The organism is Acetobacter farinalis, assembly GCF_011516935.1.
Taxonomy (GTDB): Bacteria; Pseudomonadota; Alphaproteobacteria; order Acetobacterales; family Acetobacteraceae; genus Acetobacter; species Acetobacter farinalis.
Genome location: NZ_WOTF01000009.1, coordinates 50,122 through 76,966, shown reverse-complemented (window position 1 = coordinate 76,966; position 26,845 = coordinate 50,122). Strand labels below are relative to the sequence as shown.

The window sequence follows — 26,845 nt, the reverse complement described above, 5'->3', positions numbered from 1 at the left end:
GATCTGCTCAAAACGCAGATCAAAAGCTCTCCAGAAAACCGTCAATCAAATCGCCAAAACCCAGAAATTACTGGCCAAGCACATCAATCAACGGTTCTTCGATCCCTCCAGATCGACACAAATATCACGCTCATACCCCCATACGGGATGCTTTGCATAATCGGCTTCCCACGGCAGGTAATCGTGATATTTCCGTATGGGCAGACGGTCAGCCTCAATATAAACATTCGGATTATAGGGAATAACCAGAATACGTTCCTCTGGCCCGGCATACTGACGAATTTTCTGATCAATCAGATTATTGCTGGACTGGAAGAGATGAAATCCGGCCTGTTTGCGCTGAACATAATTCTCCTCAAACGGGGAGGAAACAGCATGTAGCCCGACCAGAACAGAGCTAGCCACCAGAACAGACGAAAAGCCAAGAAGCCTGCTTTTGTACTGATCAAGCCAAATGGGAAGCATTTGAGAAACCAGCCCCAGAGACGCCACCACAAACGCACCATCATGAAAGGTGGTTCCACCCCGGGCATCCAGAGAAAAAATACCCGCTATCGCGATCCCGCCTGCAACCCGGTACCGCGCTTTAAAAACGAGAACAGCACTCCCGATAACCAGCATCAGGACAGAAAACGTCTGCACCAGATTTGCCGGCAGAACAGACGGCCTGAGACTTTTGAAAATTGCCCCAAAACTGAATGGAATATAGTGCGAATAATAAAACTGGTTGTTTATAAAATGATAAACGATAAATCCTTTTATATCGGCATACACCAGCATCCATAAAAGCATGATACAAAAAGCAACAAGAATTCCTGAAAGAATATTGAAAATATCTCTCGTTTTTAATCCTGATGATCGGCTGAAAAACACAACAAGAAGTGAGAGCAAGAACAGAAACGTGACCGGCAGAAAGGAATACGCCACAAAAGGCAGAAATCCCAGAGAAGCCCCGCCTGCAACCGCTGCCCATTTTTCAAGGGGTCTATCCAGAAGTGCGGGAACAACCAGCAAGCAACATGCAAGAACTGTCAGGTCCCCGCCAAAAATCCAGTAGCCATTCATATTCAGGGCCTGGACTATCCACACAGGCCCTATCAAACCCAGAAATAACGCCGGAGCAATCAGCCGCTCTCGCCAGACCGTAGACCTGCTGGCGTGATACAAACCAAAAGCTGCCAGCACCGTGATGATGACCGCATTCAGACGGAACAGGAAAGCATATTTGTAGCCAACCAGTTTCCCTAAAATCCACGTTGCGAAATAAACAACCGGACCATGGGCATCAATATAATCTCTATAAAGAATATCGCCCTTTTCAAGAGCACGCGCACCGATATCATGTCCGGATTCATCACCAAACGGGTGATATCCAAAACCATAAACAGCCTGAATCAAGAAAATAGAAACAGAAACAACAACGATGCATATCGTCTTATTTTTCATGGAAATGAAATTTCTAATCTCTTTATACGGGACGAAGTCCTTATTATTATTCATATTGCCCACACAAATTATTTACAAATCATAAATACAGATTTACTGCATTCAGACAATATTTAAATAAAAATATCTTCTCTTGTAAGGAAAATGCGATTTCTTACATTTCGATTTTCCGCCCTGCCATGCAGAGCAGAAACAGCAGACAACACCTTCTACAGAAGGCGTGAGCTATTGTGCCGTTTCAGAAAATTACGCAAAAAAAATGCCAGCGGAAGAAAAATTCTTCACGCTGGCATTCTGTATCTTTCAGTAGTCCTGACCAAGCCGTGACTTCAAATCAGGACCGTGAATCCGGAGAAACCACCACGCATCCAGTCAGACGGCGGCAAGCTGCAACGGCATCTGTGTGGGAGAGGTTGGTCAGGCGGGCACGATAGAGGCGGCCTTTTTTCACCTGCACGGTCGCTACCTGTGCCTTGGCACCAGAGAGCGTTGCGCGGTTTTTCGCCTGCCCTGTCGCCTGCTGTGCCATGGAGGCAGAGCCAAAAGCCCCGACCTGAATGGCCCAGTTCCGCGGTTCCTCCGCTCGGGCTTTGCGGGTAAGCAGCGGGGCCGGTTCTGCCATGGCTCGGGGGATCAGGTGAATGGAATGGCCATGGCCACTCGTATTCGCAACGGGCGCGACCGGAGTAACGGCGGCAACACGGATAACATGCGCCGGAGGAGCAGCAGCTACCTGAGGTGTCGCAGCAGTACCCTGCGCATCATCCGCAGCACCTTCCACCGGTTCAGACGCATCAACAGCCTGCGCCACCTGCACCGGCGCTTCAGACGCCCCACCGGCAGCCACACCAGAAGCAGCCATACGCTGCGCCCAGACGGAGCTGACATCATTCCGCGTGGCGGAAGAAGGCGTTGCGCGGGACACCGGATGCCAGTCCGCACCATAGGAAGGCGTTTCCGGCGCACTGCTGTCAGCCGCGGCTTCCGCCACCTGCACAGGCTGGCTCCCTACGCTGGAGGGAGACTGCTTGTGTAACCAGGCCGTACGGACAGAGCCTGTTTCTGTAGCAGACTGTGTGGGCTGATAGGCCAGCGCCATGGAATCATGGCTGGCCACAAGCATATCGGCCTGAGAGCGGTTGGCAGGCCAGATGCCTACAATCCGGCGGCCAATGGAGGCCACATAATTCCGGGTTTCACGCGGCAGCGTGCGGTTGCGAGTCAGGAAATCCTCAAGCCGGCCGGGGCCTGCGTTATAGGCCGCCAGAAACCCGGGAGAGCCATACACATCATACATCTGCCGGATATACGCCGTGCCCGCCATGATGTTATCATGCGGGTCATACGGATCATCCCCCAGATTATAGGCGTAGCGCAGGGAATCATAGGTAGGGGGCATCAACTGCATCAGCCCCATGGCACCGGGTGCCGAGGTGACAAACTGGCCATTATGGAACAGTCGGCCGCCCGATTCCTGCTGCATGACTGCGCGGACCCACTCTTCCGGCACATCAAATTTTTTGGACGCTTCCTGAATATACGGCCCCCACGGATCTTCCGGCGGCCCGGGTGGGGCGTAGTAGGAACGGGCATGGGCGCGATATTGTGCGGCTTCTTCCGCCACAGGGAGAGTGGGAGAGCTACCAGGCACCGGCTGGGTGGCGCAGGCCGCCAGAAGAGCCAGCAACCCCAGCGCAGGAGATGTCCGCACAGCGCGCCGCAGGGCTTTACGCCGCCGTGTGGCGGGCACCTGACAAGAACGGGATGAGGGGTGTCTGGTGATCATGGATTATATCCGCCCTGCCCACGAAGCAAGACGCCAGGGACTAAGCCGGACGCCCTCCTGAGAGTATATGGAAAGAATCGTCTCTAAGTCTCTATAACGCCAACGTCTCTCATGCAACACATCATCCCTGCCAGCCCCGGCCTTCGGGCTGACTTTTCTGTGCGCACCGAAGCGCTGGGGGACGGAAGAAGAGTTGCGGGCCGCTACGCGATCGGATAGGCGAGAGGGCATGATGGTCAGTTCCGGTTCTTCTGAACACACAGGTTTCACCGCTCCTTCGGCCCCGCGCACCCGCTCGCGCATTGTCATGGCCTGCAAGGATATTGCAGATGGTTTCCGGTTGTGGCGGCTGGCCGCCACGCTCGGCTGGCTGGACATCCGGCTGCAATTCAGCGGGTCCACCCTCGGGCCGTTCTGGCTGACACTCACAACAGCTGTCATGATCGGCTCCATGGGGTTGATCTATTCCCAGCTTTTTCATCTTGTTCTGAAAGATTACCTGCCATACCTCTCAATTTCGATAATTCTATGGCAGACGGGCCTTGCCGCCCTGATTCTGGAAAGCTGTTCAACCTTTACCCGCGCAACGGAAACACTGCGCTCGGTGAACATGCCGTACACCGTGCAGGCCCTGCGCACCATGATGCGCTGCGGGATTGTGTTCAGTTATAACCTTGTGGTGCCTGTCACGGTTTTCCTGATTTTTGGTATCTGGCCCGGTTCCGACGTAGTGCTGGCCCTGCCTGCCCTGCTACTCTGGCTGGTGGATAGTGTGGCGCTGTGCCTGCTGCTGGGCTGCGCCTGTGCGCGCTTCCGCGATGTCCCGCCCATTGTGGGCAGCATCATGCAGATTATTTTCTACATCACGCCCATTATCTGGGAGCCCAAGCAGGTGGCGGACCATGCCTGGCTGCTCTATTTCAACCCGTTTTATTCACTGCTGGAAATTGTGCGCAGGCCATTTCTGGGGCAGGCACCTACGGGTGCCGCCTGGCTGATTTCGGGGGGCATCAGTCTGGTGTTCTGCCTGCTGGCCCTGTTTGTTTTCTCCCGCTCCCGCAGCAAACTGGCGTTCTGGGTATGAGTGGCTCTCTTTTTGACGCCCGGCGCGTGCCCGCCGGAACCTCCACCATCAGCATCCGGAATCTGTCTCTCGAATTCCCGATTTTCCATGGAGGGGCGCGCTCGCTCAAGAAGATGCTGTTCCGGCAGGGCAAGGCGGCTCTGACCAGTTCACGCAGCCTGCGCACCGGCGGGGAAGTCCGCACCGGCCGCCCGGATGGCGGCCCCGTTTATGTGCAGGCTCTGGAAGATGTGTCTGTTGAGATCCGCTCGGGCGAGCGTGTCGGGCTGATCGGGCATAATGGTGCGGGTAAATCCACCCTTCTGCGCGTCATGGCGGGCATTTATATGCCTGATTCCCTGAATGTCGCCATTCGCGGGCAGGTGGCCGCCCTGCTGGACGTGAACTCCGGCATGAACCCGGAACTCACGGGGCGTGAGAACATCACACTCATGGGGCGACACAAGGGGCTGAACACAACCCAGATCCGCCAGCTTGAACAGGATGTGGAATCCTTCGCGCAGCTTGATACTTTTCTGGACCTGCCGGTCCGGCTGTATTCGTCCGGCATGATCGTGCGGCTGGGCTTCGGGCTGGCCACGGCCATCACCCCGCAGATCCTGCTGATGGATGAATGGTTCATGGCGGGCGATTTCCATTTCCGTGAACGCGCGGAACAGCGGCTCTCCTCCGTTGTGAACAGCACGGATATTCTGGTGATCACCTCCCACGCGCTGGATGTGCTGGAAACATGGTGCACCCGGTTGATCTGGATGGAGGGCGGGCGCATCCGCATGGATGGCCCGACCGCCGATGTCATGGCCGCCTACCGCGAGGAAATGCAGGCCCCTGAACCGGAAGCTGCCCCGCCCGCCGAGCCGGCAGGTTAACCCAGCAGGCTGATCCCGCAGGCCAGCACGCCCAACACCCTGCACCCGCACCGCACCCTGATTGCTGCCGGGGGAGCAGCCCTGTAAAACTGGGTTTTTCAGCTCCGGGGGCTGTTGTGCTGCGTCTCACACCATTTCTGATTTATCTGGCTGCGGGATTTGCTGAAATTGCCGGCTGTTTTGCCGTCTGGCTCTGGCTGAAGGAAGGGCGCTCCGCGTGGCTGCTTCTGCCGGGCCTTGCCAGCCTGCTGCTGTTTGCACTGCTGCTCACCCGCATTGAGTCAGACTCCGCAGGCCGCGCCTATGCCGCCTATGGCGGCGTTTACATCACGGCATCCCTGCTCTGGATGCGTCTGGTAGAAGGGCGCACGCCCGATAAATGGGAACTGCTCGGGGCGATGGTCTGCCTTGGCGGGGCCTCCATCATCCTGATGGCGCCCAGAGGCTGAAGGCAGTCAGATAAGCACCCCCTGCCCGTGCGCCATAAAGGAACACGGGCAGGAGAACATTGCTTTACATGCTGATGACGTAAAACAGTGTTGCGGCGATGGTAATGGTGATAGGCAGCGTGAAGATCCAGGCCAAAGCAATTTTGGTCAGCATCTGCGGATTGATCCCGCTGCCGGAGCCGACCATGGTTCCGGCAATACCTGCCGTAATAATGTGCGTGGTGGAGACCGGCAGGCCGGTATAGCCCGCCGTGGCAATCAGGCCAGCGCCCACCAGTTCGGCAGAAGCCCCCTGTGCGGGAGTGAGGTGCGTATTGCCAATCTTCTCACCCAGCGTGTGCACAATGCGCTTGTAACCAATCATGGTGCCAAGGCCGAGGCACAGGGCGCTCAGCAGACGCACCCACCACGGAGCATATTCCACAGTCGGGCGCAGCGCTGCACCAATGTCCTTGGCGCTTTTCTTTTCCGTGGCAGAAGCCTCCGGGTTGGACGCAACGGCTTTCAGGCCAGCCAGAACTTCATAAATATCGGCACGCAGCATGGAGGGCACGACTGTTGCCGGGTCTGTGGTCTGCAGGCGCTGCACGGAAGCCAGAGCTTCTTCACGCAGGCCATCATGGTCATATTTCTGGAGAAGCGGTGCCGCGATAACCGCCTGCGGGGCGATCTGCGGAATATAGGATGTGGCATTCGGGCTGAGCGCAAAGGTTGCGGGCAGGATGCCGATAATGGTCAGCATGATGAGGCCGATGCTTTTCTGGCCATCATTGCTGCCGTGAGAGAAGCTGACACCCGTGCAGGTCAGGATCAGCAGGCCGCGCACCCAGCGATGCGGGGGTTTTTCACCCTGCGGCGGCTGGTACAGTTCCGGGTCTTTCACCAGATGCTTCATGATGAAGTAAAGACCACCCGCACCCACAAGCCCCAGAATGGGGGAAATGGCCAGTGCGCGCAGCACTTTCCAGATCTGGGTCCAGTCAACACTCACGGCAAGCCCGCGCGTGTGCAGGAAGGCATCCCCAATCGCAACGCCAATCAGCGCGCCAATCACGCAGTGAGAGCTGGAGTTGGGAATTCCGAACCACCAGGTGAACAGGTTCCATGCCAGAGCCGTGCCGAACAGGGAGATCAGCATGGGAACGGCCGGGTCTCCATTCGGGGGGGAGAGGACGTCAGCCGGCAGCAGTTCCACCAGCCCGTACGCCACGCTGATACCCCCGGCCAGCACGCCGATGAAATTCATCAGACCGGACCAGATCACAGCCACACGCGGCTTGAGGGAATGGGTGTAAATGACGGTTGCCACTGCGTTGGCAGTGTCGTGAAATCCGTTAACAAATTCAAAAACGCAAACCAGCAGGAAGCATGTGGTCAGCGCAAGGATGGAAAACACCGAATACGGAGCGAAATGAAGCATGGGGAGCAGAACCTGTGTTGCACTTCCCTGCATTAAGACCAGTTTTTTACTTTTTTCATCTCCCTGAAGAGGGATTTCATAAAACCTTAATTGTTCCAAAGGGTCGTTTTACAACCCGACAATAAACATTAGTACTATTATAACAGTCTTGATTTTTATAATAACCGTTTTGCCAAGGCAGGACTAAAGCAGGCGCGTAAACTTCAGGAGGAGCCATGTTCCGAGCATGATGGCAAAGCATAGAACCCCTGCAACCACCGTGCCCCATGAGCCATCTGTAAGAAACATGCCGCCGGTATTCATACCGAAAAAGCCGGTGACAAATGTTGCGGGCAGCATCAACGTCGTGCCGACGGACACGATATACAGGCGATGGTTGGTTTCTTCCGCCTGATTGGATGTCAGCTCATCCTGCAGGGACCGCGCACGGTCCTGCAGGGCCAGAAGGTCATCCAGTGCGGCATGAACCTGCCGCTGGGAGCGATCTCGCAGGTCATCTTCCGCCCATTCCGGCAGTTCCAGCTCTTCATCCCGAAAAATACGGTCAACCGGAGCCAGCACGCGGCGCAGCTCCGTGGAACGGCGGCGGACAAGGCCGAGCAGACCGCTCATGCGGCCAAGGTCGGTATCACGGTCCAGCATCAGCAGGACATCTTCCGCACGGTCAAGCTGGTCATCCAGCCGGGCGAAATCCCGCCGGAGGGTATCGGCAAATTCCAGCAGGGCGCGGTCAACCAGCTTGGCGGGGGAACGCGGGATCAACCCACGCCGGATTTCATGAAACACCACGCCAAGAGCGGGAATCGGGTGCCTGCGGGTGGTGATCAGCAGGTCCGGCTGAAGAGCGAACCGCCATGTGCTGACATTCCGGTCATCATCCGTCGTGGTGTCATCAAAGGCGGGCAGCGCACCGAAGACTGTTTCTTCCTCACTGTCCAGACGGATGCTGCGTTCCAGATTGGTAAGCACCTGCCGGACTTCCTCCGGCAGGGAGGGAATGCTTTCAATCTGCGTGCGGGAGAGGGTGTGGACAATATCGAAATGGAACCACGCCCAGCCATCTGTATTGGCGAATTCCGGCGGGAACGCGCCTGTCATCAGGCGGTGGCTCACAACCTCCCGATCCATTTCCACCGGCTCCTGACCGGGGCGACAGAAAATAGCCCAGATCAGGCCGTCACGCAGCAGCGTGCCACCTTCAGAAATGGTATCCGGCAATGTGGAGGAGGCGGTTCTGGCCATCGCTGAACTCCCTGTTTCCCGAAAGGGCGATCATTGCCTGTCCCATGAGGAAACGGACTGTTAACGGCCCGCCGCAAACTGGTCCGCTTCATATCACGGCGGGCCGTGGAGACAAAGTCCTCATGGGCCGCCGTGCGCGTTTTTACCGCAGAAGGAGCCTCAGCGCGGGCGCACCGGGCGCGCAGGCCGGCGGCCTTCCGCCCCCGCACGCGGGGTGGCAGTGGCCGGTTTGCGGGCCGGTTTCAGCACGGGTGCGGCCGTAACTTCGGCTTCAAGCTGGGCAATCCGCTTCCGCACGCTCTCCCGCAGGGCCGGAGACGTGTGGGATTTCATGGCCGCGAGCGTTTCCTTCAGGTCACGCAACTGCTTCTGCTTTTCCGGCAGGCTGCGGCGGATAGGCTGGTTATCAGACATTTGACCATGAAAGGCACGCATGGGTTTAAGCTCCCTTGATTATTCCAACAGGCCTTCAGCAACCAAGACGCTGCCAGAGCACCACAGACACAAGCCCACCCCCGGCAACACGCCGGAAAGGCGGGGGAAACAGTAGAGTTTTCAAGCTAAGCGCGCACATTGCCCACCCGGCAGGCCAGAACCAGCCCGGGCAGCATGCTCAGCAGTTGCGAAGAAGGATTTCCCGCAGGGCTGAGAGTAACATCTCGCACTGCTGGTCTGTTCCAACCGTGATCCGCAGCCACGAGGATGTGCGCACACCGCGCAGATGCCGGACGATAATGGCGCGCTCCCGCAGGTGTGCCGCCAGTTCCGCAGCATCGCGGTCAGCATGCTGAACATAAACAAAATTAGCCTGTGAAGGCAAGACCTTGAAGCCCAGATCCCCAAGCTTTGCAGAGAGAACCCTGCGTGTTGAGATCACCTTTTCCACGCTGTCCAGAAACCAGTCCTCATCCTCCACCGCGGCGGTGGCCCCGGCCTGCGCAATGCGGTCCAGCGGGTAGGAATTGAAGCTGTCCTTCACGCGGGTCAGCCCTTCAATCAGTTCCGGCTGGGCAAAGGCAAAGCCCACCCGCGCCCCGGCCAGCGCGCGGGATTTGGAGAAGGTCTGCACCACCAGCAGATTCGGATACGTCTTCACCAGAGAAACAGCGCTTTCCGCCCCGAAGTCCACATAGGCTTCATCCACCAGCACCACGCGGTCCGGGTGCATGTCCAGCAGGCGGCGGACCTCATCCAGCCCCAGCGCCATGCCGGTTGGCGCATTGGGGTTGGCCAGCACAACGCCGCCGCACGGCCCGGCATAATCCGCCACCTGAATCCCCATGTCCTCATCCAGCGGAACAAGCCTGTATGGCAGGTCGTACAGGCCGCAATACACCTTGTAGAAACTGTATGTGACATCCGCGAACAGGATAGGCTCGCCGTGGCCAAAGAAGGCCTGAAAGGCATGGGCCAGCACTTCATCCGAGCCATTGCCCACAAACACATTCCCGGCCTCCAGCCCCACGCGTTCACCCAGAACGGTGCGCAGACGGAGGGACTCCGGGTCCGGATACAGGCGCATGCCGTTATCCGCCGCAGCCTTCATGGCTTCCAGCGCACGGGGAGACGGCCCATAGGGGGATTCATTGGTGTTGAGCTTGACCAGATCGGCCATTCTGGGCTGTTCGCCCGGCACGTAGGGTGTCAGGCGGTGAACGAGAGGACTCCAGAAACGGCTCATGGCTGAACTATCCACAAAAGAAGAAGGCAGCCCGCAAAAGGCTGCCTTCTCCCCTAACCGATGCGTTTCCGCCTGAAAAGCCTGTGTTCTGTCAGGCCTGACCGGCTTCGTGCTCCTTGAACAGGGCCAGCAATGCCGCATTGCCCTGGCGCTGGGCCAGATCAAGCGCATTCAGCCCCTCACCGTCCCGATGGGTCGGGCTGGCACCGGCTTTCAGAAGAAGCCGCGCCATATCATCCCGCCCGAACATGACGGCAAACATCAGAGGGGTACGCCCCACGGCATTAGGCAGATCCACCTGCGCCCCGGCCTGCAGCAGCATGCGGGCAATGGGCAGAAAGCCCTTGAACGCCACCCCGGCCAGCGCCGTTGCCCCTTTTTCATCCTGCAAATCAGGCGAGGCCCCGCGCATGAGCAGCACGCTCACAGCTTCAATATGGCCGTTATAGGACGCCAGAATGAGAGGCGTGTAGCCTTTTTCCACCTGCAGATCAGGGTTCATCCCGGCATCCAGAAAGCTGGAGAGCAGATCTGCCTCTCCCTCCCGCGCGGCATTGATAAACAGGGCTTCAACCTGCTCCTGCGTAAAACTGCCATACGCCCCACCGGCAGCCGGGGGCTGCGCGCCCTGAGAACGCGGGTTCTGGGGAGAAACCTGTGTCATGCTCGAACTCCGGAAAAATTCCTGCAAAAATGCATAGCCTGCCTGACCTGCCACACCATAAAGGCTGCACTGGGGCGGATGCTCTGGCTCTGCCCTTATACTCCAAACGCTCCACCCTGTGCAGCGTTTCCTGCCCATGGCCCCCTCGCCGGGAAGCAGCAGCCTTCACGCGCAAGTGATCTTCCCTTGGCAGGCCGGATTGGACAGGGGCGAATAACCTGAAAATCCGTGGTAAATCAGGGGGTCATGCCTCCCTGTTTTACGTCCCCGCCGCTGATTTTTATCTGACATCCGGCCCAGAAAAACAAGATACCCCCTCCCTCTCACGCAGCTTCAGGCCGATCTCGTGCGTTGAACGCCAAAAGCAAGGATCTGAAGACATCTCTGAAAGACCAGCACAGTCCGGCAAAATCCGGCTCCGCCCCGGAACGGGTGCTGGAAGGCGGAGAGTCATACTCCTGCTCTTGCCCAATAATGCCGGACCGTGTGAATGTAATAACCTTTGAGACCTGCCGGTATCCCGGCTGCGTGGCTTCACCGGGCCAGAACAATACAGTGTCCACTCTGAAGGATAGGTTAGCATGCGTGCCTCTTTTCCCACCCCACTTCACGCACCGGATGGTCTGAACGCCGGGGGAGCGGCCAATCTCGATAACCTGTGCATCAACACCATCCGCACCTTGTCCATGGATGGCGTGCAGAAAGCGAATTCGGGGCACCCCGGCACCGCGATGGCACTGGCTCCGGTTGCCTACACCCTGTGGCAGGATGTGCTGAACTATGACCCGGCAGACCCGCTCTGGCCGAACCGGGACCGCTTTGTGCTGTCCATCGGTCATGCGTCCATGCTGCTCTATTCGCTGATCTTTCTGGCCGGTGTCCGGCAGGTGAAGAACGGCAAGGTCACGCAGGAGCCGTCCCTGACGCTGGCTGACCTTGAGCAGTTCCGTCAGCTTGACTCCAAAACACCGGGCCACCCGGAATACGGCCACACCACCGGCGTTGAGACCACCACAGGCCCGCTCGGGCAGGGCTGTGGCAACTCCGTCGGCATGGCGATAGCGGAAAAATGGCTGGCCGCTCACTTCAACAAGCCGGGTTTTGAGCTGTTCAACCATGATGTCTACACCCTGTGCGGGGATGGCGACATGATGGAAGGCATCTCCAGTGAAGCCGCCTCCACCGCGGCGCACCTGAAGCTGGGCAATCTGATCTGGTTGTACGATTCCAACCGAATCTCCATTGAAGGCTCGACCGATATCGCCCTGACGGAAAATGTCGCCGCCCGCTTTACCGCCTATGGCTGGCAGGTGCTGGAACTGAAGGACGCGAACGATACCGCAACCCTGAAGACCCTTCTGGCTCAGGCCAAGGCCGAAACCGAACGCCCCACCCTGATTGTGGTCCATTCCGTGATTGCATGGGGTGCGCCGCACAAGGCTGGCACCGCCGCAGCGCACGGTGAACCGCTGGGCGCGGAAGAAATCCGTGAAACCAAGAAGGCCTACGGCTGGCCGGAAGACCGCAGCTTTTACGTGCCGGACGGTGTGCAGGCTCACATGCAGGAGGGTCTGGGCGCGCGCGGTGCCAAGGCCCGTACGGAATGGGAAAAGCTGTTTGCCGCCTACCACACGGCGCACCCGGAACTGGCGGCTGAACTGGACGCTATTCTGAACGGAAAACTGCCGTCAGGATGGGATGCGCAGATCCCGGTTTTTGATGCCAACGCAAAAGGTCTGGCCTCCCGCGCCAGCTCCGGTGAAGTGCTGAATGCCGTGGCAGGCCGCCTGCCCTGGCTGCTGGGTGGCTCGGCCGATCTGGCACCCTCCACCAAAACCCTGCTGAAAGGCGAGGAAAGCTTCCAGCCGCCTGCATGGAACGGTGCCTTCAGCGGCCGGAATTTCCATTTCGGTGTGCGTGAGCACGCCATGGGCGCCATTGTGAACGGCATGGCCCTGTATGGCCTGCGCCCCTTCTGCGCCGGGTTCCTGATCTTCTCTGATTACATGAAAGCCCCCATCCGGCTTTCCGCCCTGATGCACCTGCCGGTGACCTATATCTTCACGCATGACTCCATCGGCGTGGGGGAAGACGGGCCGACACATCAGCCCATCGAACAGCTTGTGCAGTTGCGCGCCACCCCCGGCCTGATCACGTTCCGCCCCGGCGACGCCAACGAGGTCGCCGAAGTCTGGCGGTATCTGATTGCCAAGCAGGATGGCCCGGTGGCTCTGGCTCTCAGCCGCCAGGACCTGCCCACGCTGGACCGCAACCGCTTTGCTTCCGCCGCTGGCGTGGCACAGGGCGGCTATGTGCTGGCAGACAGCAAGGAGACACCAAAAGTCATCCTGATTGCCTCCGGCAGTGAGCTGAGCCTGGCCGTATCCGCTTATGAGGCTCTGGAGAAGGACGGCATTCCGGCCCGCGTGGTCTCCATGCCGAGCTGGGAACTGTTTGAAGCCCAGCCACAATCTTACCGCGATGCGGTGCTACCGCCTGCCGTTACAGGCCGCGTGACGATTGAAGCCGCCTCCCCCATTGGCTGGGACCGCTATGCCGGCCCCACGGGTGAAATTATTGCCATGCGCGGCTTCGGGGCATCCGCCCCCGCTGGCCAGCTTGCGAAAAAATTCGGCTTCACGCCGGAAGCTGTACTGGAAGCCGCCCGCCGTCAGGCACGGTAACGGCCACAGCTTCACACGACTATTCAGACGCTCCTCTGCCACCCGGCTGGCACAAGCCAGCCGGGTGGCATGCAGAAAAGGATTCCAGTCATGACTGCTTCTTCACATAAAGGTGCCAACCCGCTGCGGGAGCTTGCTGCCGTGCAGCAATCCCCCTGGTTTGACTTTATCCGCCGCTCCTTTGTTGAAGACGGCTCTCTGGCCCGCATCGTGCAGGATGATGGTATTCGCGGCGTGACCTCCAACCCGGCCATTTTCCAGAAGGCTATGGGCGAAGGCACGGAATATGACGCGCAGATCCGCTCCATTCTGGAGCATGAAATTGTCTCCCCCGGTGCGCTGTATGAAAAGCTGGCCGTGCGGGATATCAAGACAGCAGCGCATATTCTGGCGCCTGTTTATACTGCCACGCACAAGAAAGACGGGTTTGTCAGCCTTGAAGTCTCCCCCTATCTGGCGCGGGACGGCAAGGGAACGGCCCATGAGGCCACCCGCCTGTGGGCCGATGTGTCCGAACCCAACCTGATGATCAAAATTCCCGCCACACCGGAAAGCATCCCGGCCATCCGTGAGACCATTGCGGCGGGCATCAACGTGAACGTCACGCTGATTTTCGCGCTCTCCGCCTACAAAGCCGTGGTTGAGGCCTGGCTTTCCGGACTGGAAGACCTGAAGAAGAAGGGCGGTGATCTCTCCTCCGTGGCGTCTGTCGCCTCCTTCTTTGTAAGCCGTATTGACGGCAAGATTGATGCGGAAATTGATCACCGTGTGAAAGCAGGCGACAAGGACGCCGAGGCTCTCAAAGCCCTGCGCGGCAAGGTGGCCATTGCCAATGCCAAGATGGCCTATGCCTACTGGCAGGAAATGATGCAGACCCCGCGCTGGAAAGCGCTGGAAGCCGCCGGAGCGCAGTCACAGCGCCTGCTGTGGGCCTCCACCGGCACGAAGGACAAGGCCTATAGTGATGTGTTGTATGTGGACAGCCTGATTGGCCCCCATACCGTCAACACCATGCCGCCCGCCACCATGGAAGCATTCCGTGACCATGGCACCGTGGCCGAAACGCTGACAACCGGGCTGGCTGAAGCCCGCCATGTCATGGAAGAAGCCGAGCGGCTGAACCTTGATCTGGACGGCGTGACCACAACGCTGGTGGAAGAAGGCGTGACCTCCTTTGAGGAGGCGTTTGACAGCCTCCTCGGTTCCGTGGCCGCCAAACAGCAGGCCATGCTGGCCAACAAGCTGACCGACATGAAAACCAGCCTGCCCGCACCGCTGGAAGACGCCGTCCGGAAAGGGCTGGAGGCATGGCGCAAGAACGGCACCATCCGCAAGCTGTGGGCCAAGGACCCCTCAGTCTGGACCGGTGGCTCGGAAGGCCAGTGGCTGAACTGGCTGAACATTGTGGATGACCGCCTTGCCCACCTCTCCGAGCTGGAAAGCTTTCAGGCTGAGGTCAAGGCCCGCAACTTCAAGCAGGTTCTGCTTCTGGGCATGGGGGGCTCAAGCCTCGGGCCGGAAGTGCTGGCCATGACCTTTGGCAAGCATGAAGGCTTTGGCCACCTGTATGTGCTGGACAGCACGGACCCGCAGCAGGTTGCCACGTTTGAAAAGAAGATCGACCCGGCCCACACGCTGTTCATCGTTGCGTCCAAATCCGGCGGCACGCTCGAACCAAACATCCTGATGGCCTACTTCCATGACCTTGCCAAACGCACGCTGGGCGAGAAGGCTGGCTCTCACTTCGTGGCCATTACCGACCCCGGTTCCAAGCTGGAAGCCCAGGCGAAGAAAGACGGCTTCTGGAAGATTTTTGCAGGGGACCCGCAGATTGGCGGCCGGTATTCCGTGCTGTCCAACTTCGGGGTGGTGCCGGCCGCAGCCGCTGGCCTGCCGCTGAAACTGTTCCTGGAAGACGCCCTGCGCGGCGTGCGCATGACAGACGCAAGCGTGCCCCCCGCCCACAATCCCGGCGTGCAGCTGGGCACCATCATGGGTGTGGCGGCCACACAGTTCGGCCGGGACAAGCTCACCATCATCGCCACGCCGCAGATTGCCGATTTCGGTGCATGGATGGAGCAGCTTATTGCTGAATCCACCGGCAAGCATGGCAAGGGGATTATCCCCATTGATGATGAGACACTGGGTGGCCCGAAACGCTATGGGTCCGACCGCCTGTTCGTGTATCTGCGCCTTGCCGCGGAACACCAGCATGAGCAGGATGAAGCCATTGCCTCGCTGATTGATGCCGGGCAGCCGGTTATCACCATCACCCTGCACAGCAAGCGCCAGATCGCACAGGAATTCTTCCGCTGGGAGATTGCCACGGCCGTGGCGGGTGCGTTCCTGGGGATTGATCCGTTCGATCAGCCGGATGTGGAAGCCAGCAAGGTGGAAACACGCAAGCTGACAGACGCCTACAGCAAGACCGGCAAACTGCCGGAGGAAAAGCCCTTTGCACAGCATGGGCCGTTCTCCTTCTATGCGGATGAGGCCAATGCAAAAGCCCTCAAGGGGGACAGTGCGGAAGCCATTCTGAAAGCGCATTTCGACCGTGTGAAAGCGGACGATTATGTGGGCCTGCTGGCCTATATCGAGCGCGACCGAAACACGATGGAGTGGATGCAGCACACGCGCCTGAAAATCCGTGATGCCAAGACCATTGCCACGGCGGCTGAATTCGGCCCCCGCTTCCTGCACTCCACCGGGCAGGCCTACAAAGGCGGACCGAACACCGGCGTGTTCCTCCAGATTACCGTGGATGACGCGAAAGACCTGCCGGTACCGGGCACCAACTACACCTTTGGCGTGGTGAAAGCCGCGCAGGCCCGTGGGGACTTTGATGTTCTGGCGGAACGGGGCCGCCGCGCCCTGCGCGTCCATCTCCACGGTTCCCTGAAAGACGGTCTGGCCGCTCTGGCAACAGCGCTGCACGGCGCCCTGTAAACTATACGGAATAAAGATAAGGAACTGAGCATGCAGATTGGCATCGTCGGGCTTGGCAGAATGGGCGGCAATATTGCCGTCCGCCTCACACGGCATGGGCATGACGTGGTGGTCTATGACCGTGACACCGCGGCTGTTGAAAAAATCGTGGCCCGTGCGGAAGGCGGACGCGCCACCGGAGCCAGCAGTCTGGCGGATGTCGTGGCAAAGCTGGCCGGACCGCGGCGCATCGTATGGTCCATGCTCCCGGCAGGTGAGATTACGGAAGAAACCGTGATGTCACTGGGTGGCCTGATGCACCATGGCGATATCGTGATTGATGGGGGGAACTCCTACTACAAGGACGATATCCGTCGTGCAAAGACGCTGGCTGAAAAAGGCATTGATTATATTGATGTCGGCACATCCGGCGGCGTGTGGGGGCTGGAGCGCGGCTACTGCATGATGTACGGCGGCGCACGGGAAGCCGCTGAACATATCGACCCCATTCTGGCCGCTCTGGCTCCCGGAATTGGCGATATTCCGCGCACCCCCGGTCGGGACCGTGATGGCGTGGACCGCCGTGCCGAGGAGGGCTACCTGTATTGTGGCCCGGCGGGCTCCGGCCATTTTGTCAAAATGATCCATAACGGGATTGAATACGGCATGATGCAGGCCTTTGCTGAAGGCTTTGACGTGATGTACCGCAAGGACTCCCCGCTCCTGCCGGAAGATGAACGCTTCTCCCTGAATCTGGCGGATATTGCGGAAGTCTGGCGGCGTGGCAGTGTCGTGTCCTCCTGGCTGCTGGACCTGACAGCACAGGCGCTCACCAAGAATGAGACCCTCTCCGAATTCTCCGGGGAAGTGAATGATTCCGGTGAAGGCCGCTGGACCATTGAAGCGGCCATTGAAGAAGCCGTGCCCGTACCGGTCATGGCAGCCGCGCTCTTCACGCGGTTCCGTTCCCGCTCTGGCAACACATTTTCGGAAAAAGTGCTCTCCGCCATGCGTTACGGCTTTGGCGGACACGTTGAAACAAAAGAGTAAGTGCCGTTCGGCACAGGACGACAGGGTTAGGACAGGGAGCGCAGACGCAGAATGACGGTTACAGATAACGCCCTTCACGCAGCGCTTGCGCCCCCGGCCTCCCGCATCCGGCTGGTGGTGTCCGATATGGATGGCACCCTGCTGACACCGGAAAAGCAGATCACGCATCATTCGCTTGCCGCTGTGCAGGCGCTGAAGGATGCGGGCATTCCGCTTTGCCTTGTCAGCAGCCGCCCGCCTGCCGGAATCGAGATGTATTTTGATGTGCTGAAGCTCGGCACGTCCTACGGTGCGCTGAATGGCGGCACCATTTTCAATGCCGATGGCACCGTACGCTCCCGGCTCGCACTGGACCCGGAAGCCGTGCAGGACGCGCTGGACATGCTGAAAGTGCATCATCTGGATGCCTGGCTGTTCCGTGGGCATGAATGGCTGGTGGACAATGAAACCGGGGCCTATGTGGAATCAGAACGACAGATTCTGCGCATGGACCCGCAGGTGGTGTCTTCCTTCGCGGGCTCCACAACGGGCGTTGGCAAGATTACCGGCTCTTCCACGGATTATGGGGCTGTAGCCCGGCAGGAAGCGGAAATTGGCATGCTGCTGCAAGGCCGCGCCAGCGTGGCCCGCTCCAGCGAGTGGTTTCTCGACATTACGCCGCTCGAAGCCAACAAGGGCCATGCCCTGCGCCTGCTTGCCGCGCAGTACGGCGTTGACCCCTCGGAAGTGGCCTGCATTGGCGACATGGACAACGATGTGCCGATGTTCAAAGCCGCAGGGCTTTCCATTGCCATGGGGCAGGCTCCGGACTGGGTTGCCGCCCAGGCCCATTTTGTCACCGCCTCCAACACGCAGGAAGGCTGGTCCAAAGCCATTCAGGATCTCGTGCTTCCGCGCGTGGTCTCCGGGGCCTGACCCATGCCCCGCCCGCCGCATGACATCCGGCTGGTGCTGGCTGATGTGGATGGCACACTGGTCACGCGGGAGAAAGTTCTCACCCCGCGTGCCATCTGGGCCGTGCAGGCCTTGCGGGAGCGCGGCATTCTTTTTGCCATAACGTCCGGCAGGCCACCCCGTGGCATGAGCATGCTCATTGAGCCTCTGGACCTGACCACGCCCCTCGCCGGGTTTAACGGCGGCATGATGGTGCAGCCGCCTGATATGCGGGTGCTCAGCACACTGCGCCTCCCCCGCCTCGTGGCGGAAAAAACCCTTGCCCTGCTGCAGGATCACGGCGTGCCCGCATGGGTGTACACCCCGCAGGACTGGCTGGTGCCCAATGCCTCCGCCCCGCATGTGGCGCAGGAGCAAAGGACCGTGAAGTTCCCGCCGCGTGTTGTCTCCTCATATGAGGCGGTTCTGGATGATATCATCAAGATCACCGGTGTGAGTGATGATGCGGACCTGATGCGCCGCGTGGCGGCCACTCTCGCGCAGACATTGGGAGAGACCGCCTCGGCTGCACTTTCCCAGCCCTGGTATGTTGACATCACGCACCCGGATGCCAACAAGGGCGCCGTTGTGCATACACTGGAACGCCTGCTGGGCATCCCTGCCGCCGCCATGCTGACGGTGGGAGACCAGCCGAACGACGTGCTGATGTTCCGCGCCAGCGGAGCCTCTGTTGCCATGGGGCAGGCTGCGGACAGCGTGAAATCCAACGCCACCTGGACAACAGCGTCCTCGGAAGAGGACGGCTTTGCCAAAGCGATCGAGCGGTATGTGCTCGGAGAGGACTAGACCCATGACCGGACAGAACACCCGCACCGGCAGCGTTGCCGTTTTTGCCAACCGGGACGAGGTTTCCCGCCATCTGGCAGACTGGCTCCTGAAGCAAGCGCTCGAAAAAACGGATGGTCCGTTCAGCATGGCGCTCTCCGGCGGCAGCACACCGCAGGGGCTTTATGGCCTGATGGCCTCGGAACCCTATGCAAGCCGCTTTCCGTGGGCGCGCATGCAGTTTTTTCTGGGGGATGACCGCTTTCTGCCGCATGACCATCAGGACAGCAATTCCGGCATGCTGCAGCGGCTGCTGTTCTCCCGCGTGCCGGTTCCTGCGGAGAATGTTCACCTCATTCCCGCCACGGGCACGGCGGAAGACGCCGCCAGAACATATGAGGCAGAGCTGAAGCGGTTTTACGGGGCCGATACATTCCAGCCGGGCAAACCGCTGTTTGATGTCAATCTGCTGGGTCTGGGCGCAGATGGCCACACGGCGTCCCTCTTCCCCGGTCAGCCGGTGCTGAAGGAACGCACCGCATGGGTTTCCACCTGCGTGCCGCCTGTGGCCCCTTATACGCGCCTGACCCTGACATACCCCGCCATCCATGCCAGCCGCCATGTGGTGTTTCTGGTGGAAGGAGAGTCCAAACGGGATGTGGTGGCAAAAGTCCGTGCGCAGGACCCCGCCTGCCCGGCCAGCGGCATTACCGCCATGGGAGACCTGACATGGGTGCTGGACCGCGCCGCCGCCCCTGAAGACTGAACAAACCGCACCAAAGGCGCCCCCCCAGGGAGAAAACGCCCTTGGGGAAAAGCGCTCACGGATACACCTGGAAATACGCCCGGGGAGACATCCTCCGGTTCGCATAGAACGACGCACTAAAAAGTAAGAACAAGGAACCACAGCATGACCGGCACACCTTTGGACCCCGCTGCAAAACTCAAACAACAGGCTGCCATTCAGGCTGCGGCTCTGGTGCAGGACGGCATGGTTGTCGGGCTTGGTACGGGCTCCACCGCGTTTTTCGTGGTGGCGGAACTGGGCCGCCGTGTGCGGGAAGAAGGCTTGCGCATCTGTGCCATTCCCACCTCCAACGCCACGGAAGCACAGGCGCGTGAGGAAGGTATTGAACTGACCGGCTTTGGCGCGCACCCTGAGCTTGATATCACCATTGATGGCGCGGATGAGATCGAACCGGGCACCCTCAACCTCGTCAAGGGCCGGGGTGGCGCGCTGCTGCGTGAGAAAATTGTCGCCTCCGCCGCAAAGCAGTTTGTGATTGTGGCAGACAGCAGCAAGTATGTTGACCATCTGGGCATGCTCTGCCCGGTGCCGGTGGAAGTGGTTCCGTTCGGCTGGGAAAATGTTGCCGTTCATCTAGGCAGGCTGGGCGCGCAGGTCACGCCACGCAAAATGCGGGACGGCTCTTTTTATCTGACAGATGAAAAAAACCTGATCATGGACTGCGTGTTTGGCCCGATTGCAGACCCGCAGACACTGGGGCAGGCAATCCATAACCTTGTGGGTGTTGTGGAACACGGGCTGTTCATTCACATGGCAACGCAGGCCATTATCGCGGGGGCTGAAGGCATTCAGGTTCTCCACCCCACCGCGTCCGGCGCGCAGAAAGCCACCGCTCTGGCGCCCTCCGCCCACACCGCGGCACAGGGTGCTCCCGAGCACGATCATATTGCCAGAAATCAGGTCGTGCTGCCGCCCCAGCCAGCGGCGGAGGGAATCAAGAAACAGCTTCTGGTCATCATGGGCGTTTCAGGCTCCGGCAAAACCACCATTGCGCACGGGTTGCGGAATGAACTCGGCTGGCCGTTTCAGGAAGGGGATGACCTGCACCCCGCCGCGAATGTTGAGAAAATGGCTGCCAGCATCCCCCTGAATGATGAAGACCGCTGGCCCTGGCTGGCAAGCTGCCATGACTGGCTGGCCCGGTGCAAACAAGCGGGCACAGGCGGCATTCTCACCTGCTCCGCCCTGAAACATTCCTATCGGGATGCCTTGCGCAAGGGGGGGCTGGACCCGATCTTTATCTATCTGCACACGCCGGAATCCATTCTGCTCCAGCGGCTGAAGAACCGGAAAGGCCACTATATGCCGCCCACCCTGCTCCCCAGCCAGTTGCAGACTCTGGAAGAACCGGGCGCGGATGAACACGCTATGACAATTCCCGCAGAGGAAACCCCTGCGGCAACCATTGCAAGCATTCTGGCGTATCTGAAAACGCTCTGACTGAACCACGGAGGAGTGCCGCGTGAGCCATAATTACGCAAAACCGCTGACATCTGGCCAGAAGATCGAACGGTTGCTCACGCGTATTCCTCCCTCCTGGCATGTGCGCATGGAGAGAGAGACCGGCAGCGCCACATGGCGCGCCGTTGTGCACGCACCGGAAACATCTGAAGGCGCGTGGAGTGATGCCCATATGGACCCGGCGGACGCACTGGAAGATGCCTGGCGGCGGAACCGCACCCTGCTGGCCTGAGGGCGGCCTGACCCCGTACGTCAGGGCTGTCTAAAAACCCGCCAGCTTTCCTTCCTCTGTGCAAGACAGCGCATGTTCCCCCGCTCCTTTGGGGGAAGCGGCGTCTTGCACCATCGCCCTCTATATTCTACCGTATATAATACGATCAGGCCGGAATACCGATGCGCTCCTTTATGCTCCCCTTTATGCGCCGATGCAGGCTGTTCTGCACGTCCGGCCTCATGCTCGGCCTTCTGGGGGCCGGGCTGGCCGCCCCGCAGGCGTTCCCTGCCCAAGCCATGGCACAGACCGCACACCCGGCCAGCCATGCCTCCGCCCCTGCTGATACGCTGGCAGCCCCTGCCCCTCCTCCGGTCGCAGAGCACGCCCCCGTTTACCCGCGCACGGTTACGGACCAGAGCGGCACCCCCGTCACGCTGGGTAAGAACGCGGCCAATATTGCCGACCTGTGGTTCGCCCATAACGAGATTACCGTCATGCTGGGCGGGGCGGAACGCATCAAGGTCTCGGCCAACAAACCCGCTGATCTGCCGTGGCTTTTTAAAATTGCCCCGACTCTTCTCTCTGCTGAAACCGGCATCCGCCCGGAGATTGCCAACCCGGAAGATCTGCTGAACCGGCATATCGGGCTGGTGTTCGTGCCCACCCGTGCCAAGGCGGAAGATCTGCGCAAAACAGGTCTGCCCACGCTGGACGCCCACTACACGACCCTGCCGCAGATGCTCGCCTCCGTGGACATGACCGCCGAGGCCCTCGCCACCCCTTACGCGCGCCAGATGGCAGGGCAGTACCGGCAGGCCATGGAAGGGCTTTTGCAAACCCTGCATGCCCGCACGGCCGCCCTGCCCGCTGCGGCCCGCCCGCGTGTGCTGCATATCGCCCGCCTTGCCCCTTTGCAGATTGATGGCGCGAATACACTGATTGACGCCTGGATTCAGGCCGCAGGCGGGCGCAATGCCGCCGCGGAGGTTTCGGGCAACCGTCGCCCCGTTACGTTCGAGCAGATTGTGGCATGGGATCCGGACATCCTCATTCTGGGGCCGGATGCCGGAACCCTGACGGCTGAAAGCCCGCTGCGCACCCTCAGCGCCTTTCAGCGCGGCAGGACATGGACCAGCCCGCAAGGTGTTTTCCCGTGGGACCGCTACGGGTGTGAAGTCCTGCTCCAGATGGAATGGGCCGCGCAGCATATCCACCCTGACTTGTTCAGGGATTTTGACCTGCGCCGGGATGTGAAGACTTTCTACACCCGGTTCTTCCGCTACACCCTGACAGAGGAGGATGTGACACGCATTCTGGCCGGTCAGTCTCCGGCACCCCCTGCCCCTGCCCCCTGAGCGCCTGAAATTAGGTCTTTCCTCACACGGGCAAAAGCAGGCATTAGGGACAGTGTGAAACACCGGACAGACGCCCCGACAGACGCTCCTCTGCCTGTTCCCTTGCAGCCATGACAGGCTTGCTGGACCATATGCGCACCCACAACACGCCGCCCCAGCTTCTGGCGGCGCTTCGTGCGCTTGTACGCACGGATAACCTGTGGGTGATTGCATTGGCGGCTCTGGTGGGAGGGCTGGCGGGCTGTGCTGTCAGCCTCATGACAGCCACTACACTGCTCGCGCACCATCTGCTGGCTCCGGGTTCGGGCCGACTGTCCGGCCTTACAGCCATCAGCCCTGTGCGCGCCCTGCTGGTGCCAATGGGCGGTGGCCTGCTGCTGGGGCTGAGCAGCCTGTATCTGGCCCGCACAACCCGCTTCCGCCCGGTAGACCCGATTGAGGCCAACGCCCTGCACGGAGGCCGGATGTCCCTGCGGGACAGCCTGATTCTGGCCGGGCAGACCATTCTTTCCAACGGCTGCGGGGTTTCTCTGGGGCTGGAGGCCGGATTCAGCCAGCTTGGGGCAGCCTTCGGCTCACGCATCGGGCGGCAGTTGCGCATGCACCGCTCCGATGTCCGCCTGCTGGTGGGCTGCGGGGCGGCCGGAGCCATCGGGGCGGCGTTTGACGCCCCGCTGGCCGGAGCATTCTACGCGTTTGAGCTGATTATCGGCTCCTACACCTTTACCGCACTGGCCCCGGTGGCTCTGGCCGCTATCTGCGGCATTGGCATTGTACATCTGACAGGCACTGTCCTGCTGCCGGTTCAGGTGGAAACCCCGACCAGCATTCCGCTTCTGGCCTACTTCCCCATTGTCCTGCTTGGGATTTTTGCCGGGCTGGTGGGAGTGATGCTGATGCGCGTCGTCACGCTGACAGAACACACCTTCCGCAGCCTGCCGCTACCGGTCTGGCTGCACCCGGCGCTCGGGGGGCTGCTGGTAGGGGGGCTGGCGCTTGTCTCGCCCTCCGTTCTTTCCTCCGGCCATATGGCCATGCGCGCGGGGCTGATTGCTGCTCCCCCGCTGATGCTCGCCCTCGGGCTCCTGGGGCTGAAGGCGCTGGCCTCCGCCATTTCCATTGGCTCCGGCTTTCGCGGCGGGCTGTTCTTTGCCTCGCTGTATCTGGGGGTGCTGACCGGCGCGGTCTTTGCCGGGGTTCTGGCCCCGCTGGCGGTTCTGCCGGTGTCTGTCTGCACCATTGCGGGCATGTGCGCGCTGGCCGTGGGCGTGATTGGCGGCCCCATGACCATGATCTTTCTGGCGCTGGAAACCACCGGCAGCCTGCCGCTGACAGGCGCTGTGGTGGTTTCCGCCATTGTTTCCTCCATTACCGTGCGGCGGACATTCGGCTACTCCTTCGCCACATGGCGCTTCCACCTACGCGGAGAAAATATCCGCTCGGGCGTGGATGTGGGCTGGATGCGCACCCTGACGGTGGAGCGGATGATGCGCACGGAAGTGGTCACCTTCCCCGTGACAGAAACCGTGCAGGCCGCCCGTCTGGCCTTCCCGCACCAGACTCCGCGCTACATCATTCTATGTGATGCGGAAAACCGTTACCGGGGGCTGGTGGAAAATGTGCAGCTCCATTCAGGCCGGTTTACAGAAACCACGCCCTTGGCAGAACTGGTGGCCCCGGATGATCTGGCGCTGACACCCGACCTCTCCCTCGCCACCGCCATTGACAGTTTTGAGCGGCTGGCCCGCCCCGCGCTGGCGGTGGTGGACGCCCAGAACCACATTCTGGGCCTGCTGAGTGAACGCTACGTGCTGCGGCGCTATGCGGAAGAACTGGAACGCACCCGGCGGGAACTGGCGGGGGAGAAATATTGCGGCTGAGCCTGCCCGGATGCGGGGCCTTCTGAGCCCGGACCCGGCCATTCCTGAAAATGTCTGCCGTTTCCACGCAGACTGTCGAGCACGTGCCCCCGCTTCAGCTCTGATGCACACACTCCTGCCAAAAGCACCATGACCAAACCAATGAAAGCTGGAATTTTCAGGCTGGTCGCCTGATCGTGACCAGCATCGGGCCTTTTGAAGCGGCCCGTGCCGCGTTCAGGATCTTCGCTGCGCACTGGCTCAGGTATAGACTGGGATACGGCATGGACCGGTACGCATGCCTGCAATCTGGCACTCAAAAAGAAGCGTGTTATAACATCACCCCTTCCTCGCCTTACGGAGCTCCACCTTATGACGACCCCCGCCCAGACCCCGGCAAACCAGCCCCTGCTGGGCCGCCTGAAGGATATTGTCGGCCATGGCCATGTGCTGACCAGCGAGGCCGAAACCTACCGGTTCCGCCACGGCTTCCGCTTTGGTTCGGGCAAGGTGCTGGCCGTGGTGCAGCCCGGCACGCTGGTGGAGCTGTGGCGGGTGGCGCAGGCCTGTGTGGCGGATGGCAAAATTATCATCATGCAGGCCGCCAATACCGGCCTGACAGGCGGCTCCACACCTGATGGCGATAACTATGACCGCGAGATCGTGCTTATCAGCACCCTGCGGCTGACCGGCGCGCATCTGATTGGGGAGGGCAGGCAGGTGGTCTGCCTGCCCGGCGCCACGCTGTATGAGCTGGAAAGCAAGCTGAGCGCCATCGGGCGGGAGCCGCATTCCGTTATCGGGTCCTCCTGCATCGGGGCGTCTGTTCTGGGCGGGATCAGCAACAACTCCGGCGGTGCGCTGGTGCAGCGCGGCCCGGCCTATACGGAAATGGCCGTGTTCGGGCAGGTGGGGGAAGATGGCCAGCTGCGCCTTGTCAACCATCTGGGCATCCAGTTGGGGAATGACCCGGAGGCCATTCTGAACACGCTTCAGGCCGGAACCTTCTCCGAAACGGATATCGACTGGAATGCCGGCCGCGGGCATGACGGCGAGTATGTAACGCATGTGCGGGATGTGGATGCCGATACCCCCGCCCGCTTCAATGCTGACCCTTCCCGCTGGCATGAAGCGGCAGGCTGCGCGGGCAAGCTGGTGGTGTTTGCCGTGCGGCTGGACACCTTCCCGGCGGAGAAAAACCCTGCCGTGTTCTACATTGGCAGCAACAGCACACAGGAGCTGGAAGACCTCCGCCGCCATGTGCTGACAGCCTTTGATGAACTGCCGATTGCCGGGGAATACATCCACCGCGATGCGTTCAATATTGCCGAAAAATACGGCAAGGACACCTTCGCGGTGATCCGCAAGTTCGGCACCGGCTTCCTGCCCAAACTCTTCGCCACAAAATCCCGCTTTGATATTTTTGCCAAGAAATTCAGCTTTCTGCCTGAAAACCTGAGTGACCGGCTGATGCAGGCGCTCAGCACGCTCCTCCCCAACCAGCTCCCCAAGCGGATGCTGGACTACCGGGACAGGTTCGAACATCACCTGATGCTGAAAACCTCCGCCACCCTTGCGGCCCCGGTGCGGGCCTATCTGGAGCAGTTCTTCAGCACGGCCACAGGTGAATTTTTCGAATGCACACCCGATGAAGGCTCCCGCGCCTTCCTGCACCGCTTTGCCGCGGCGGGGGCTGCCGTGCGCTACCGTGCCGTGCACCACCGCGAGGCCGAGGATATTGTGGCGCTGGATGTGGCCCTGCGCCGGAACGATCAGGAGTGGTTTGAAAAACTGCCGCAGGACATTGAAGAAAAAATTATCGTCAAACTCTATTACGGCCACTTCCTGTGCCATGTGATGCATCAGGATTACGTCATTAAAAAAGGCTACAACGCCATGGCCGTGGAGCACAGCATGCTGCCCGGCCTGGACCAGCGCGGCGCCCGCTACCCGGCCGAACATAACGTGGGGCATCTGTATCACGCACCGGAGACCATGCTGGCGCATTACCGGGAACTGGACCCCTGCAACTGCATGAACCCCGGCATCGGTCTGGCCACCAAAAAGAAAAACTGGGTGGCTGAGAGCGTCTGAGGCCCCTCAGCCCTCACCTTTTCCAGCAAACTGGT

Annotated in this window: 21 protein-coding genes and 1 pseudogene; 15 read left to right on the top strand and 7 right to left on the bottom strand. The window is 60.1% G+C overall.

Going from position 1 to position 26,845, the window contains the following annotated elements:
- Positions 1-87: 87 nt before the first annotated feature.
- Together GOB82_RS08965 and GOB82_RS08960 are read right to left on the bottom strand one after the other, a co-directional pair.
- Positions 88-1,446 (bottom strand): hypothetical protein, encoded by a 1,359-nt coding sequence (locus GOB82_RS08965; protein WP_166122174.1) that lies wholly within the window; start codon positions 1,444-1,446, stop codon positions 88-90.
- 334 nt (positions 1,447-1,780) lie between these two features.
- Positions 1,781-3,229, bottom strand: a complete 1,449-nt coding sequence (locus GOB82_RS08960) for a transglycosylase SLT domain-containing protein (protein WP_377792249.1) — start codon at positions 3,227-3,229, stop codon at positions 1,781-1,783.
- A gap of 232 nt (positions 3,230-3,461) precedes the next feature.
- Here GOB82_RS08960 and GOB82_RS08955 point away from each other — a divergent pair, with 232 nt between their 5' ends.
- The 3 genes from GOB82_RS08955 (at position 3,462) to GOB82_RS08945 (ending at position 5,634) form a co-directional block, all read left to right on the top strand.
- The gene (locus tag GOB82_RS08955; RefSeq protein WP_166122251.1) at positions 3,462-4,316 is read left to right on the top strand and encodes an ABC transporter permease; all 855 of its coding nucleotides are present in this window, start codon (positions 3,462-3,464) and stop codon (positions 4,314-4,316) included.
- Complete coding sequence (locus GOB82_RS08950) at positions 4,313-5,185, top strand: ABC transporter ATP-binding protein (RefSeq protein ID WP_166122249.1); 873 nt, start codon at positions 4,313-4,315, stop codon at positions 5,183-5,185. Before GOB82_RS08955 ends, GOB82_RS08950 begins: the two co-directional genes overlap by 4 nt.
- A 116-nt stretch (positions 5,186-5,301) precedes the next feature.
- Entirely contained in the window at positions 5,302-5,634 is a 333-nt protein-coding gene (locus GOB82_RS08945; protein WP_166122247.1) for a YnfA family protein, read from the top strand.
- A 64-nt stretch (positions 5,635-5,698) separates the two neighbouring features.
- On the opposite strand, the gene GOB82_RS08940 is transcribed toward GOB82_RS08945, so the two are convergent.
- The 5 genes from GOB82_RS08940 to GOB82_RS08920 all read right to left on the bottom strand — a co-directional run bounded on the left by GOB82_RS08940 (position 5,699) and on the right by GOB82_RS08920 (position 10,641).
- Positions 5,699-7,054: an inorganic phosphate transporter gene (locus GOB82_RS08940; RefSeq protein ID WP_166122245.1), complete on the bottom strand. Its 1,356-nt coding sequence runs from the start codon at positions 7,052-7,054 to the stop codon at positions 5,699-5,701.
- A gap of 183 nt (positions 7,055-7,237) precedes the next feature.
- The gene (locus tag GOB82_RS08935; protein ID WP_166122243.1) at positions 7,238-8,296 is read right to left on the bottom strand and encodes a transporter; all 1,059 of its coding nucleotides are present in this window, start codon (positions 8,294-8,296) and stop codon (positions 7,238-7,240) included.
- 159 nt (positions 8,297-8,455) lie between these two features.
- Complete coding sequence (locus tag GOB82_RS08930) at positions 8,456-8,731, bottom strand: hypothetical protein (protein ID WP_242007302.1); 276 nt, start codon at positions 8,729-8,731, stop codon at positions 8,456-8,458.
- Positions 8,732-8,909: 178 nt separating this feature from the next.
- On the bottom strand, positions 8,910-9,977 hold the full coding sequence (gene hisC, locus GOB82_RS08925; RefSeq protein WP_166122241.1) for a histidinol-phosphate transaminase: 1,068 nt from the start codon (positions 9,975-9,977) through the stop codon (positions 8,910-8,912).
- Between the two features lie 91 nt (positions 9,978-10,068).
- Positions 10,069-10,641, bottom strand: a complete 573-nt coding sequence (locus GOB82_RS08920) for an ankyrin repeat domain-containing protein (protein WP_166122239.1) — start codon at positions 10,639-10,641, stop codon at positions 10,069-10,071.
- 581 nt (positions 10,642-11,222) lie between these two features.
- Here GOB82_RS08920 and tkt point away from each other — a divergent pair.
- The 12 genes and pseudogenes from tkt to dld all read left to right on the top strand — a co-directional run bounded on the left by tkt (position 11,223) and on the right by dld (position 26,810).
- Positions 11,223-13,325: a transketolase gene (tkt, locus tag GOB82_RS08915; RefSeq protein ID WP_166122237.1), complete on the top strand. Its 2,103-nt coding sequence runs from the start codon at positions 11,223-11,225 to the stop codon at positions 13,323-13,325.
- Between the two features lie 90 nt (positions 13,326-13,415).
- The gene (locus tag GOB82_RS08910; RefSeq protein WP_166122235.1) at positions 13,416-16,271 is read left to right on the top strand and encodes a bifunctional transaldolase/phosoglucose isomerase; all 2,856 of its coding nucleotides are present in this window, start codon (positions 13,416-13,418) and stop codon (positions 16,269-16,271) included.
- A gap of 30 nt (positions 16,272-16,301) precedes the next feature.
- Positions 16,302-17,300, top strand: coding sequence for a phosphogluconate dehydrogenase (NAD(+)-dependent, decarboxylating) (gene gnd, locus GOB82_RS08905; protein ID WP_166122233.1), 999 nt, complete (start codon positions 16,302-16,304; stop codon positions 17,298-17,300).
- 51 nt (positions 17,301-17,351) lie between these two features.
- Positions 17,352-18,215, top strand: coding sequence for an HAD family hydrolase (locus GOB82_RS08900; protein ID WP_166122231.1), 864 nt, complete (start codon positions 17,352-17,354; stop codon positions 18,213-18,215).
- A gap of 3 nt (positions 18,216-18,218) precedes the next feature.
- On the top strand, positions 18,219-19,040 hold the full coding sequence (locus GOB82_RS08895) for a Cof-type HAD-IIB family hydrolase (protein WP_166122228.1): 822 nt from the start codon (positions 18,219-18,221) through the stop codon (positions 19,038-19,040).
- 4 nt (positions 19,041-19,044) lie between these two features.
- Complete coding sequence (gene pgl, locus GOB82_RS08890) at positions 19,045-19,785, top strand: 6-phosphogluconolactonase (protein ID WP_166122226.1); 741 nt, start codon at positions 19,045-19,047, stop codon at positions 19,783-19,785.
- Between the two features lie 144 nt (positions 19,786-19,929).
- A pseudogene (rpiA, locus tag GOB82_RS08885) lies at positions 19,930-20,631 on the top strand (ribose-5-phosphate isomerase RpiA); the annotation flags it as partial.
- A 153-nt stretch (positions 20,632-20,784) separates the two neighbouring features.
- On the top strand, positions 20,785-21,267 hold the full coding sequence (locus GOB82_RS08880) for a gluconokinase (protein ID WP_194300439.1): 483 nt from the start codon (positions 20,785-20,787) through the stop codon (positions 21,265-21,267).
- Positions 21,268-21,289: 22 nt separating this feature from the next.
- Positions 21,290-21,520, top strand: a complete 231-nt coding sequence (locus tag GOB82_RS08875; RefSeq protein WP_166122224.1) for a hypothetical protein — start codon at positions 21,290-21,292, stop codon at positions 21,518-21,520.
- A 161-nt stretch (positions 21,521-21,681) separates the two neighbouring features.
- Positions 21,682-22,857: an ABC transporter substrate-binding protein gene (locus GOB82_RS08870; protein WP_242007301.1), complete on the top strand. Its 1,176-nt coding sequence runs from the start codon at positions 21,682-21,684 to the stop codon at positions 22,855-22,857.
- Positions 22,858-22,967: 110 nt separating this feature from the next.
- The gene (locus GOB82_RS08865) at positions 22,968-24,737 is read left to right on the top strand and encodes a chloride channel protein (protein WP_166122222.1); all 1,770 of its coding nucleotides are present in this window, start codon (positions 22,968-22,970) and stop codon (positions 24,735-24,737) included.
- Between the two features lie 351 nt (positions 24,738-25,088).
- Positions 25,089-26,810 (top strand): D-lactate dehydrogenase, encoded by a 1,722-nt coding sequence (gene dld / locus GOB82_RS08860; protein ID WP_166122220.1) that lies wholly within the window; start codon positions 25,089-25,091, stop codon positions 26,808-26,810.
- Positions 26,811-26,845 lie beyond the last annotated feature (35 nt).

What these genes read in the sequence shown, in the direction of transcription:
- GOB82_RS08965 (WP_166122174.1), bottom strand. Translation starts at nt 1,446, where the DNA reads ATGAAAAATAAGACGATATGCATCGTTGTTGTTTCTGTTTCTATTTTC.
- GOB82_RS08955 (WP_166122251.1), top strand. Translation starts at nt 3,462, where the DNA reads ATGATGGTCAGTTCCGGTTCTTCTGAACACACAGGTTTCACCGCTCCT.
- GOB82_RS08950 (WP_166122249.1), top strand. Translation starts at nt 4,313, where the DNA reads ATGAGTGGCTCTCTTTTTGACGCCCGGCGCGTGCCCGCCGGAACCTCC.
- GOB82_RS08940 (WP_166122245.1), bottom strand. Translation starts at nt 7,054, where the DNA reads ATGCTTCATTTCGCTCCGTATTCGGTGTTTTCCATCCTTGCGCTGACC.
- GOB82_RS08935 (WP_166122243.1), bottom strand. Translation starts at nt 8,296, where the DNA reads ATGGCCAGAACCGCCTCCTCCACATTGCCGGATACCATTTCTGAAGGT.
- GOB82_RS08930 (WP_242007302.1), bottom strand. Translation starts at nt 8,731, where the DNA reads ATGCGTGCCTTTCATGGTCAAATGTCTGATAACCAGCCTATCCGCCGC.
- hisC (WP_166122241.1), bottom strand. Translation starts at nt 9,977, where the DNA reads ATGAGCCGTTTCTGGAGTCCTCTCGTTCACCGCCTGACACCCTACGTG.
- GOB82_RS08920 (WP_166122239.1), bottom strand. Translation starts at nt 10,641, where the DNA reads ATGACACAGGTTTCTCCCCAGAACCCGCGTTCTCAGGGCGCGCAGCCC.
- tkt (WP_166122237.1), top strand. Translation starts at nt 11,223, where the DNA reads ATGCGTGCCTCTTTTCCCACCCCACTTCACGCACCGGATGGTCTGAAC.
- GOB82_RS08910 (WP_166122235.1), top strand. Translation starts at nt 13,416, where the DNA reads ATGACTGCTTCTTCACATAAAGGTGCCAACCCGCTGCGGGAGCTTGCT.
- gnd (WP_166122233.1), top strand. Translation starts at nt 16,302, where the DNA reads ATGCAGATTGGCATCGTCGGGCTTGGCAGAATGGGCGGCAATATTGCC.
- GOB82_RS08900 (WP_166122231.1), top strand. Translation starts at nt 17,352, where the DNA reads ATGACGGTTACAGATAACGCCCTTCACGCAGCGCTTGCGCCCCCGGCC.
- GOB82_RS08895 (WP_166122228.1), top strand. Translation starts at nt 18,219, where the DNA reads ATGCCCCGCCCGCCGCATGACATCCGGCTGGTGCTGGCTGATGTGGAT.
- pgl (WP_166122226.1), top strand. Translation starts at nt 19,045, where the DNA reads ATGACCGGACAGAACACCCGCACCGGCAGCGTTGCCGTTTTTGCCAAC.
- GOB82_RS08880 (WP_194300439.1), top strand. Translation starts at nt 20,785, where the DNA reads ATGGGCGTTTCAGGCTCCGGCAAAACCACCATTGCGCACGGGTTGCGG.
- GOB82_RS08870 (WP_242007301.1), top strand. Translation starts at nt 21,682, where the DNA reads ATGCGCTCCTTTATGCTCCCCTTTATGCGCCGATGCAGGCTGTTCTGC.
- GOB82_RS08865 (WP_166122222.1), top strand. Translation starts at nt 22,968, where the DNA reads ATGACAGGCTTGCTGGACCATATGCGCACCCACAACACGCCGCCCCAG.
- dld (WP_166122220.1), top strand. Translation starts at nt 25,089, where the DNA reads ATGACGACCCCCGCCCAGACCCCGGCAAACCAGCCCCTGCTGGGCCGC.